The following is an 11,240-nucleotide window of genomic DNA, read 5'->3' as shown; positions in this document are numbered from 1 at the left end:
CAATCTTCAAGAAAGATGGCTACGACTATCAAGTCAACAAAAGTCAATTATTGTCCAGTAAATAACCTATTAGGAGGTAGCAGTTATTGGAACAAACTCGTGGTGGCTACCATCGAGAAGCCGAAGCAAAATTTGCCGAAAAACAACCGGATGCTGTCGATCGCAACTGTCTGGCACCTGTCTATCGGGTCAAACATCGTTTTGACAATGTATCGGGGGTGCAAGTGCAGCGTTCAAAAACGGCATGGATTCAAGACCTATATGAAGAAGGAGTGCCGACAGAAAAACCAAACATATAAGTATCTTACTCCGTAAAAGTCAATCAGGAAAAGTAACGCAATCGGTCTATATGTTCTGATATGCTATTCAAAAAAATCTAAAAAATGGGATGATGTTGGCTTGCTTACGGTTGGTGTTTGGAGAAGTGGCTATTACTATCGATTTGGATGGGTTGATGGCGAAATTCAAGCCTTTCGCTGTCGGCAGCCGGGTTTAAACGTCGAATTGCCATGGGGAGAGCAAGTCTGTGGATAAAGCGTGGCTGCTTTGCTAGAATGTGGGATGGCGATCGCTTTTTGTTGTTCGATCGTAGAACAAACATATAAAACGGCAAAAAATTTACCAAGAGGTTTTCTTTTGACTAGAAAAAACTTTTTTGTAGCGATAGAATTGCCCCAACCCATCAGCGATCGCGCTTGGGAAGTACACCGCCAGCTTGCCAATATAGATTCGCAAATCAAAACCTTAAAATCTCCCCCTCACATTACGCTACTTCCCCCTTTTCCCTGGGAAACTGAAGACCTACCCAAATTGCAAGCGAGTTTGCGCGCTTTTGCAGCTTCCCAACCACCCTTGGCAATTGCCCTAGATGGGTTTAGCGGTTTCAAACCAAAAGTAGTTTATATCAAAGTGGTAGAGAACCCCTATTTAGAGCAATTGTACCGGGACTTGCTCGCTCACCTAGAAGCCGACCTCGATTTGGCTCCCAAATCCCTCTCGAAAAAAGCAACAGCACCACCCCACCCATCACCATCCGAAGTACCAAACGTAGCCGCAACCAAAAAAAACCAACCTCGTCCGATCCTTCCCCACATCACCCTTGCCAAACGCCTCAACCAACCCCGCTACCGAAAGTTAATGGATACCCTCAAAGAACAAAGCTTTCAATTTGAATTTACAGCCACGCATATTACATTATTTATCTATAAAGAAAACTGCTGGAAAGTTAGCGAATGGTTTCCACTAGCTTGCGATTGATTTTACTTCTATGTATTTAAACAACAATGATGGGGTGGGCATTGCCCACCCTACTTGTTAGCCAAAGGTGATATCGGCAGAGTTGATTTCGGTGAAGGGAACACCAGCAATGACCGCTACCACTTCCCCAGTACTTGCCACTTGCAAGAACGTGGAATTGGGGTCGTTGGGAGCTTGCAGAACTTGCAGTTGGTTAAAACTCAACCCTTCTGCCAGGGAAAGTTTGTCCTCATTATTGTTGAAATCGGCAATCAAATCCGTGCCAAATCCAGACGACAAAACAAACACATCGCTGCGATCGCCACCAACCAAGGTATCGTTCCCCAAATCGCCGGAGAGGATATCATCACCATCGCCGCCGTTAAGGGTATCGTTCCCTTGACCGCCAAACAAGCGATCGCCATTTTCATCACCAAACAACTGGTCATTGCCGCCATTGCCAAACAAAGTATCTTCACTCATACCGCCGGAGAGAGTATCGTCACCATCGCCGCCAGCCATAATGTCAAATCCACTCTGACCGATGAGCGCATCGTTACCGCGATCGCCTCCCATGATATCGTTACCACCGTTACCATCTAGAGTATCGTTGCCCTGACCGCCAAACAGCGTATCATCGCCAATCCCACTCAGCAGCAAGTCAGACCCTTGGTTGCCCGCCAAAGCATCATTGCCTTCGCGACCGGAAAGGGTATCGTTCCCCGACATCCCCACAATCGTATCGCCAGCAGCTTGCCCTTCTAAGAAATTATCCGCCTCGTTCCCCACCAACTCTTGCGGTTGGTCAGGTAGCGGCGTGGGTGTCGGCAAAGGTGATGGTGTTGGTGTGGGCGTTGGCGTGTCGCCATCGGTACCATCATCGGTATCCCCATCAGTATCGTCACCAGTATCCCCATCAGTATCATCACCAGTATCCCCATCAGTATCATCACCGGTATCCCCATCAGTATCGCCGTCAGCACCATCATCGTCGGTACCATCATCAGTATCCCCATCGGTACCATCATCTGGAGTCGGTGTGGGGGTCGGCGTTGGCGTGGGTGTTTCCGTATCGTCGTCGAGAATTTCCACCCCAGCGAAACCCTGTTGGATCGTAGAATTTTCCGGCGGTGCGGTCTTATTCGGATCGGAGAGGAAAATAGCCAAAACCTCCGTATCCTCTACCTCCGTATCGCCAACAATATCCAACGTAATCGTCTGGCTGGTTTCCCCAGAAGCAAAAGAAAGCACTCCCGTAGTGGTAGTCGCACCAGAAGTACCGCCAATATTGGTAAAATCAGTTCCCTGGCTGACATTGCCAGCAATATCGTACTCAACGCTGCTCGACACATCAGTGCCGCCAGAACGCGTTACAGTAAACTCCAGAGGCGTCGTGCCACCACTACCTTCCACCAGCGTTTGTTCCGTGGGAGCAATAGAATAAGAAATAGAATCATTGGCAGCAATAGTAACCGTGCTGGTGTTGGGAGTTCCCACCAGACCCCCATCAACGTCGTCAATTTGCAGGTTTAGGGTTTCGTCGTTTTCCGGTTCCCCATCGGCATTGATAGTCAGCGGCACCTCTTGCACCAAACTGGTGACCCCAGCAGGAATCGTAAACGTATTCGAGAGGCTGTAATCTTCACCTTCAGTCGCCGAACTGCCAGCACCCACCTGCAACGACACCGTGACATCGCTCAATGGCGTATCGTTGAGTTCCAAACGGAAAGAAGTAGTGGTATCTTCCGCTTCTTCCGTCACCGTGGAACTAGTATTGGCAAAACTGACCACGACCTGGTCGTCGTTTTCGTTGGTAACAGTGACATCGTTAGGGTCGAGACTGTTGTAGTTGGGGTCGCTAGTATTGACATCGGGGCTGGTTTCAATTTGGAAGGTTGTATCCTGGTCCACATCGCTATCGTCTACCCCCGTTACAGTGACCACCTGCGGTTGGTTCCAGTTGGTGGGTGTAAACGTCAGCGTGGATTTATCCACCGTACCTTCGCTAGTGTCGTTGCTAGAAACACCAATAGTGACATCTTCAGTTGGCGGGGCGCTGAGAACTACCTCAAAAGTGGCAGTTCCCCCAGCCTCAGTCGTAGTCAAACCGCTGGTGGGCGTAATTAAAAAGCCAGCAATATCGTCGTCTTCGTTGGTAACGCTGATATCTTCTGGGTCTAAATTATTGTACTCGGCGTCACCACTCGTTAGTGGTTCGGTGACAATTTTGTAAGATTGCTCGTTATCAATGGCAACATCGTCTACCCCAGTTATAGTGACAGTTTGAGGAACATCCCAATTGTCGGGAGTAAAAGTCAGCGATTCCGGTGCCACCGTGCCTTCCCCTGGGTCGCTGCTGGAAAGGGAGAGAGTGACTACATCGCTAGGCTGGGTATTCAAAGCCAGGTCGAAACTTGCCTGACCCCCGGCTTCGTTAGTAAACAAACCGGTGGTGGGAGAAATCTGCACCCCTGGGGTATCGTTGTCGCGAATGGTGCCGGTGGCGTTCTCTGTGTTGATATCGGCGTTTTCGGCGTTGCTCAGGGAGAGAGTAAAGGTTTCGTTGTCTTCTTGGTCGCTATCGTCAAAGGTGGAGACATCCAGGGTTTGGCTGACTTCCCCAGGATCGAAGGAGAGGGTACCGCTTCTGGCTTCGTAATCTTCTCCCGCGTTGGCGGTACCGTCGTTGGTCGTATACTCAACAGTGACGGTTTCGTTGCTGGGTGCGGAAAGGTTGATAGTGAAGGTAGCGGTGTCTCCTTCGATGGTTTCTACGTTGTTGACATTTAGACTGGCTGGTTGAACGGCGAGGGTGGTTCTGGCAATAGGGCTGGTGTTGCTGTGTGCGGCACCATCGTCTACGAAAAATTCAATGGTGCGATCGCTTTGGGTGGGAGCTGCTGCGGTATTGTTGTACCGTACCGCGCGCAACACCTGCTGGTAGTTCGCCACCGTATCCGTGCCGCTGAGGCTGAGGATGCCGCTAGCACTGTCGTAATTCGCCGTAATATTGGTGCCTTCGGTATCGGTACTGAGAGATTCGCTATCGGCATCCGGTAGATTGGTAATGCGTACTTGAGCAGAAACCAAAGTACTACTGTTGGCATCGCTCAGCGACATATCGCTATCGACCAACGACGCCGGGTCGCCACCAGGAACAAAAGCAGCTGCGTGGTCGATTCCCGCTTCTGAACCGCCATTTAGATCGAGGTTCGGTGCGGCATTGCCAGCAATGACGTAACTTTCCCCAGCTTCTAGATCCCCTTCAGGGTCGGCACCTGGTGCCCCCACTAGCAAATCGTCAATGCCATCGTCGTTGACATCACCGGCACTGCTAACAGCACGACCGGTCAAATCGGCAAAGTCAATCCCGTTAATCGCAAAACCATTGCTGCCGTTGAGGCTATTGAGATTCACCCCCGTGCCAAAGCCACTTTCTTTGCCAAAGATGACATAGGCTTGGTTGGCGTCTTTGCTGCCGACCACCATATCATCGATGCCGTCGCTGTTGAGGTCGCCAGCGCTGCTGAGGGAAAAACCGGAACGGTCGTTGGGGTCGATGCCGTTGATGGGAAAGCCACTGCTGCCATCGAAAAAGTCAAACAGGCTCTGGTTGGGCAGAAAACCGGTATTTTTGCCAAAGATAACGCCGCTGTTGCCGGTGGCTTCTTTACCGCCAATGGTGCTTCCTGGCGAGCCAATGGCAATGTCGCTGAAGCCGTCTTGGTTAATATCTCCAACGCTGCTAACGGCAGTACCGGCATTGTCGCCACCTGCCATACCGGTAACTGTAAATCCATTGGCACCGTTGAGGGTAGATAGGCTCAAACTGGCTGTGAATCCACCAGGTCTGCCAAAGATGACGTAGCTTTCGCCTCCACCGGTATTGGTACCTGGGGTGGCAAAAGGAGCACCGACGATTGTATCGCTGAAGCCATCGCCGTTGACATCCCCAGCATGGCTCACGGCTTCCCCGGCGCGGTCGTTGGGGTCGATGCCTCGGAGGATGAAGCCATTGGTGCCGTTCAGACCGCCTAGCTCGAAATTAGCGCCAAATCCAGTATTTTTGCCAAAGATAACGTAGCTTTCCCCGGCAAAATTGTTGGCATTGGGGGCACCGACAATCATGTCGTCAAAACCATCGTTGTTGATATCGCCGGCATTGCTAACAGCGGACCCGCTGCGATCGCCAATGTTGATGCCGTTGATGGCAAAGCCGTTGCTACCATTTAAACTGGCAGGATCGAAGGTGGGGCTGAAATTCCCATTTTGCCCAAAGATAACGTAGGTCTGTCCGGCTTCGGGGCGATCGCCAGGGGTGGCCCGGGGTGCGCCTACTGCCACATCATTGATGCCGTCGCCGTTAATATCGCCAATGTTGCTAACGGAATAGCCGGTACGGTTGTCGCCGTCGATGCCGTTGATGGTAAAGCCATTCGTGCCATCCAAACTGGAGAGGTTGACGTTGGTGCCAAATCCACCGCTTTGACCGAAGACTACGTAGCTTTCTCCGGCAAAGGTGGCACCACCACCAGCGGCCGTCGGCGCGCCAACGATAAAATCGTCAATACCGTCGCCGTTGATATCGCCAAGTTCGCTAACGGCACTTCCCGCACGGTCGGGGCTGTCAATCCCAGAGAGGATAAAGCCGTTGTTGCCGTTTAAATCGGATAGATTAAAACTCGCATTCGCCATGATGTTGCTCCTGTTAGGGCATTGGGGAGATGGGAGGTGGGCAAAAACAGTGTTACCAGCAAAAATCAGCCCGCCCACCCTTAATTGGTTTTGTGCCTAGCCGCATATACTGGCACTATGGTACAAGACCCTTGTCGCTGCGTATTTACGAAATAAAGACGGGAGCTGGAAAGCTCTGCCTCTTTCCCAGCAGGGATGAAAAGCGACCCGTGCGGCCTGAGCCGCCGTCCAAAATTTGCTACAGTCGCATTCAAGTACGTCCACAATGGGGCGGAAAAACGCTCGCCGAGGGGAATGTCGCCGGGGATGGGCTAGCTCATAGCGAATCCATCTAGGCACACCCAACGCAGCGAGAATCTCACGAATAGAATTCGTGAGAGTGTTAAGATCTAGCTTTCCCAAAACGCCTGTTTTCTCCTAACTTCGTTCTCAAACTATGGTTGGTTAAGTTTTTATTAACAATAAAAAAAGGGAACTACACTTCGGCGTATTGGCTTCCCCTTTCCTGGGGACAGCCTGCTATCCGAAAAAGTTCCCTTTTTTTGGGTTTTATAGAAATATTTTTTTGTTGGTGTTAGCTGCGGCGGCGCAGTGCTGGCAAACCACTTAATGCCAATCCCAAAAGGGCAATTCCTACCATACCGTTACTTTCAGGTACGGAGGCGTTGGCGTTGTTAGTTTGAGGCGATAGCTCTCCTTCTAAGGCAACACCGTCGTTGAGGCATTCTAACCAAACGTGGGCAATAAAAGCACCCGAAGCCAATACTTCATTGGGCAATAGGTCTTTGGAAAAGCCAAAACCAACGGTTTCGCTTCCTTTGACACCTTGTTCGGCAAAACTAGCTACGAGATCGTCTATTCGATCGCCTTGGAGAAATTCTATATTGCCCAAGCGATCGCCGGATTTCATGACGTTAATTTCTTCGCGATTGTTTTTCCATTGGTAATTGCTTCCGGAGGTGGCAGCGGTTCCGTATTGATTGAGGGTTTCAAATTGCTCTTTGAAGGTATTGCCGCTGATGCCAGTGCCTAGGGTTTCGTTTTGAGCGTAACGAGTATAGTGTTTGGCACCGCGATACCCGTTATTTCCCCTGGTAACATTTTTGCCCTTTATGTTGCCATAAACACCGGTTCGGCCAACACCAGAATCGTTATTTTTCGCAAAGTTAATACCGTATTGCTGGCCGGAGAAATTGAAGAAGAAATCTCCAAAACCAATGTTGTTATCCCAAGCACGAGTTTCTCTGTTTCCTGCTAGGGGCATGTTGCCGTTGATGCCAACATAAATATTGTTATTGTCTTCTCCAACAGCCAAACCATGGAGTTCGTAAACACTGCCACCGGTCGAATCGTTGGAAGCATCAACGGAGTGGCTCCAGTTAATGTCTGCAGCTTGTGCTTGCGGGGCTACCAACAAACCGGCACAGGCGGTGGCAGCTAAAATAGGTAGATAATTTTTCGATAGAGAGCGTTTCATGACTTTCAATCCTCCTTGCTTTCTTCCTATCCTGAATGTGGTAAAGAATATTGCTTAATTGTTCTTTTGAGGCGGCTTTTTGATTTGCACAAACTCGGATAGTTTTCTTATTAGATACACCAATGGTACTTCTTCGCTCGCTGCCGCCAGCAGAAAATTGTTTCAGCAAAATAAAGGCGAAGAAGTTGCTGCGTTCTTTTTCTATTGTACGACCGCTTCTCTCAGAAATGTATATTTGGCAAGCATCTTTACTGAATTTTTAATAGATTTCTAGGGGATTCAATACAGTCAAAGTCATCTACGAAAAAAAACGGAAAAGTAAAAAAAATCAGAAAAAATATATTGAGGAAATACGTGTTTTTACGTAGAAAAAGTTGAAAATCTGTTCGGGAATAGACTTTTGCTGCTTTTAGAAAACGCGATCGCGCAGCCAGCAACTTGGCAAAATCCCAAAAATTTGGGAAACTGCTATCCATCCACGCCCACCAGCAAAACGATACAGTAGGAATTTAGAGACGCTATGCTAAGGTAGCGAGAATGGCTACCCCGGAGCTAACCATCCATCCCACCTGACTGTTGTTTTATGACCTCTCCCGAACAATCCTCGAAACCATCAGAATCTCAAAAGCCGAGCACCAACCAAGAACAACCTTGGTGGTTGCGGATTTGGCAGCAAAATCGCGAAAACCTGCAAGTGGTTGGGATTGCCTTACTCGTTGCTCTGTTGTTGCGTTTGTTCGTTGCCGAACCCAGGTACATCCCCTCCGACTCGATGATGCCCACCCTCCACGTGGGCGATCGCTTGGTGGTAGAAAAAATTTCCTATTCCTTCCATGCCCCCAAACGGGGCGATATTGTCGTCTTTTCACCGCCACCACAACTGCAAAAACAAGGGTTTACTGAAGACCAAGCCTTCATCAAACGCATCATCGGCGAACCCGGTGACACCATCGCCATTCATCAAGGCACCGTATATCTCAACGAACAACCCCTAGCAGAACCTTACATTGCCGCCCCACCCAGATATGAAATGCCTCCAACCAGGGTTCCCCAAGGCAGTTACTTCGTCATGGGAGATAACCGAAACAATAGCAACGACTCCCACGTATGGGGATTTCTGCCGGCAGAGGATATTATCGGACGGGCTTGGTGGCGCTTCTGGCCGCCTTCTCGGATCGGTCAAGTTGGCGTCGTTCCCCTCTATTTTCCTCTGAACGCGCACATCCCACAGCCATTCACCCCATTGCAGAAAGTGTTGCTTTCCCGAAATCGGTTGAATTGGCAGCCAGCGATCGCTAAAGTTACTATAAAAGAGAATATAAGATTGCCCGGATAGCATCAATTGAAAAGCAATTTTTTCTTTAAATAGGTACATCCAGGACGCACAAGTACTTACCCCTTCCCTATAGGCATTCTCTGGTGGAGGAAAAAATGGGATTTTTTGATTCGGAAATCGTACAACAAGAAGCCAAACAACTTTTCGAGGATTACCAGTCCTTAATGGAACTGGGTACCAAATACGGCAAATTTGACGTAGAAGGCAAAAAGAAGTACATCGAACAGATGGAAGACCTCATGGAGCGCTATCGCGTCTTCATGAAGCGTTTTGAACTGTCCGAAGACTTCAGCGCCCAACTTACCGTCCAACAACTGAAAACCCAACTCAATCAATTTGGCATCACCCCCCAGCAAATGTTCGATCAAATGCATGCCACCCTAGAACGCATGAAACGAGAACTGCCCGAAGAATAACCCCTTTTCTCACTTTTTTCATTTTTAGGGGCGATCGAACTGACTGGGATTGGGAAACTGTTTCGTCGGTTCCCCGGAAAGTGCCTGTTTCATAAAATCTTGCCACACTGGGGCAGCATAGGTACCGCCTGTCGCACCTGCGGCTAGGGGGTAATTGTTGTCGTGTCCGATCCAAACAGCGGTGGCTAGCTGCGGTACGTAACCGACAAACCACACATCGCGCTCCGAAGAAGTGGTTCCCGTTTTTCCTGCTGCCGGACGGTCGATTTGCGCGTTGGTTCCAGTGCCACTTTTAATAACATCTTGCAGCACATCCGTCAGCGTTGCCGTTGCCCAAGGATCGAGCACCAACTGCGGCTGCGGCGTGTTATCCAACAGCATCTGACCGCTGCTATCAGTCACTTGCACGATGAGAGTGGTTTCTGAATGCCAGCCATTGTTGGCAAAGGTAGCAAAGGCACCAGCCATTTCCATAGGCGTTACCCCAATTGCCCCCAAAGGCAAGGAAACCACCGGTTCGATGGGACTTTCAATCCCCAAACGGCGGGTTACCTCAATCACCTCGTTCAGACCAATATCCTGACCGATGCGTACCGCTGGCACGTTACGCGAGAGTTTTAAGGCTTTGCGTACGGAAATCTCCCCCATAAAAGAGCCGCCGTAGTTTTTCGGTTTGTATACCTCAGTACCAATTCTGTAGGTCGTTGGCGTATCCTTCACTGGCGTACTGGGGGTGTACTGACCGGAAGCAAAAGCCGTATAGTAGACAAACGGTTTAAACGAAGAACCCGGTTGCCGGCGAGCCTGCAAAGCGCGGTTGAATTGGCTGTTTTCGTAATCGACTCCTCCAACGACAGCTTTAACAAAGTGCGTACGCGGGTCGATAGCCACTAGAGCCATTTGTCCTTCGCTGGGATAGAGATACACGCCACGCCGTCGCCACCGGTTGTACCATTTCTGGACAGTTTTCTCTGCCAGTGCCTGCATTTGCAGGTCTACGGTAGTTTGCACGCGCATGCCCCCTTTGAGAACCAAATCCCGCCCAAAACGTTCCGTAAGTTCCTGCACTACTGCTTCGGTAACGTAGGGAACCCGGCTGGTTTGGAAAGAATCGATTTCGCCCAGCTGTAGTTCCCGCTCGAAAGCTGCCTGGGCTTGTTCGGGGGTAATCCATTTCAGTTCTTGCATGCGCTGCAATACCAATCTTTGCCGCTGTTTGGCGGCTTCCATGTCCACAAAGGGACTATATTCTTCCGGGGCAGCAATCAAACCAGCCATCATGGACGCTTCGGCGAGGTTCAACTTGGAAGCTGGTTTGTCAAAATAACTTTGGGCAGCGGTTTCGGCACCGTAGGTATTGTGTCCCCAGTATACCTGGTTGAGGTACAACTCCAGAATTTCGTCTTTGCTGAGGATTTGTTCCAGGCGAATGGCCAAGACGGCTTCGGCTACTTTGCGGCTGAACTCCCGTTCTGGGGATAAAAATAGATTTTTGACCAACTGCATGGTGAGGGTAGACCCCCCTTCCACCACTTCCCCTTGTTCCAAGTTGGTGAGAAAAGCCCGGGCCACGCCACTGGGATTAATCCCCTGGTGTAGGTAAAAATGGCTGTCTTCAATGGCCAAAACAGCTCGTTTCAAGGGAGTAGAGATATCCGATAATGGCACCACCTCGCGATTGGCCTCGTCGTGCAAGCTGGCAATTTGGTTGCCTTCAATGTCGTAAATGTAGCTGGTTTCGGTGGGGACGTAATTGCGCAGAACCCTGACATCGGGCAAGTTGCGAAAACTAATCGCCAGCCCTACCAAACCACCCGCTACGATGGAACTGGAGATGGTGGTAACGCTCAAAATGGTACCTGCGGTCACTTTCCCCACATCTTGCAGGAAATCTAAAATTCTGGGGATATGTTTGTTTTGAATTTTTTGCAGGGTATTCGTAGCCACTATATTTGAAATCCTCGCTCGGACATTGAACAGCTGCGGTTGGAAGTTAGTGACGTTCTCCCGACGCTGACCTTCGGTACAACGCGGGCTTCACTGGATCGCTGGAGCGACTACCTGCTTCGTTCGGTCTGGT

Annotated in this window: 7 protein-coding genes; 4 read left to right on the top strand and 3 right to left on the bottom strand. The window is 49.9% G+C overall.

Features of this window, described 5'->3' with window-relative positions:
* Positions 1–86: 86 nt before the first annotated feature.
* A complete protein-coding gene (locus tag AS151_RS13105) occupies positions 87–299 on the top strand; it encodes a hypothetical protein (RefSeq protein ID WP_071517514.1) in 213 nt (70 codons plus the stop codon).
* A 337-nt stretch (positions 300–636) separates the two neighbouring features.
* The gene (locus AS151_RS13100) at positions 637–1,257 is read left to right on the top strand and encodes a 2'-5' RNA ligase family protein (RefSeq protein ID WP_170861399.1); all 621 of its coding nucleotides are present in this window, start codon (positions 637–639) and stop codon (positions 1,255–1,257) included.
* 57 nt (positions 1,258–1,314) lie between these two features.
* On the opposite strand, the gene AS151_RS13095 is transcribed toward AS151_RS13100, so the two are convergent.
* Positions 1,315–5,931 carry a Calx-beta domain-containing protein gene (locus tag AS151_RS13095; RefSeq protein ID WP_071517512.1) on the bottom strand — a complete coding sequence of 1,539 codons (4,617 nt, stop codon included), beginning with the start codon at positions 5,929–5,931 and terminating at the stop codon, positions 1,315–1,317.
* A gap of 574 nt (positions 5,932–6,505) precedes the next feature.
* Complete coding sequence (locus AS151_RS13090; protein WP_071517511.1) at positions 6,506–7,408, bottom strand: XDD3 family exosortase-dependent surface protein; 903 nt, start codon at positions 7,406–7,408, stop codon at positions 6,506–6,508.
* Between the two features lie 583 nt (positions 7,409–7,991).
* Between AS151_RS13090 and lepB the strand changes: the two genes are divergently transcribed.
* Together lepB and AS151_RS13075 are read left to right on the top strand one after the other, a co-directional pair.
* Positions 7,992–8,744, top strand: coding sequence for a signal peptidase I (gene lepB / locus AS151_RS13080; protein ID WP_071517509.1), 753 nt, complete (start codon positions 7,992–7,994; stop codon positions 8,742–8,744).
* 95 nt (positions 8,745–8,839) lie between these two features.
* Complete coding sequence (locus tag AS151_RS13075; RefSeq protein ID WP_071517508.1) at positions 8,840–9,160, top strand: DUF1825 family protein; 321 nt, start codon at positions 8,840–8,842, stop codon at positions 9,158–9,160.
* 24 nt (positions 9,161–9,184) lie between these two features.
* On the opposite strand, the gene AS151_RS13070 is transcribed toward AS151_RS13075, so the two are convergent.
* Positions 9,185–11,107, bottom strand: coding sequence for a penicillin-binding protein 1A (locus tag AS151_RS13070; protein ID WP_071517507.1), 1,923 nt, complete (start codon positions 11,105–11,107; stop codon positions 9,185–9,187).
* Positions 11,108–11,240 lie beyond the last annotated feature (133 nt).

Source organism: Geitlerinema sp. PCC 9228, assembly GCF_001870905.1.
Classification (GTDB): Bacteria; Cyanobacteriota; Cyanobacteriia; order Cyanobacteriales; family PCC-9228; genus PCC-9228.
Note: the sequence above shows the minus strand (reverse complement) of the source record. Positions and strands in the feature narration are given on the sequence as shown.

Bases quoted from the DNA above. Each gene is read 5' to 3' on its own strand.
- AS151_RS13095 (WP_071517512.1), bottom strand. From the start codon at position 5,931: ATGGCGAATGCGAGTTTTAATCTATCCGATTTAAACGGCAACAACGGC.
- AS151_RS13090 (WP_071517511.1), bottom strand. From the start codon at position 7,408: ATGAAACGCTCTCTATCGAAAAATTATCTACCTATTTTAGCTGCCACC.
- lepB (WP_071517509.1), top strand. From the start codon at position 7,992: ATGACCTCTCCCGAACAATCCTCGAAACCATCAGAATCTCAAAAGCCG.
- AS151_RS13075 (WP_071517508.1), top strand. From the start codon at position 8,840: ATGGGATTTTTTGATTCGGAAATCGTACAACAAGAAGCCAAACAACTT.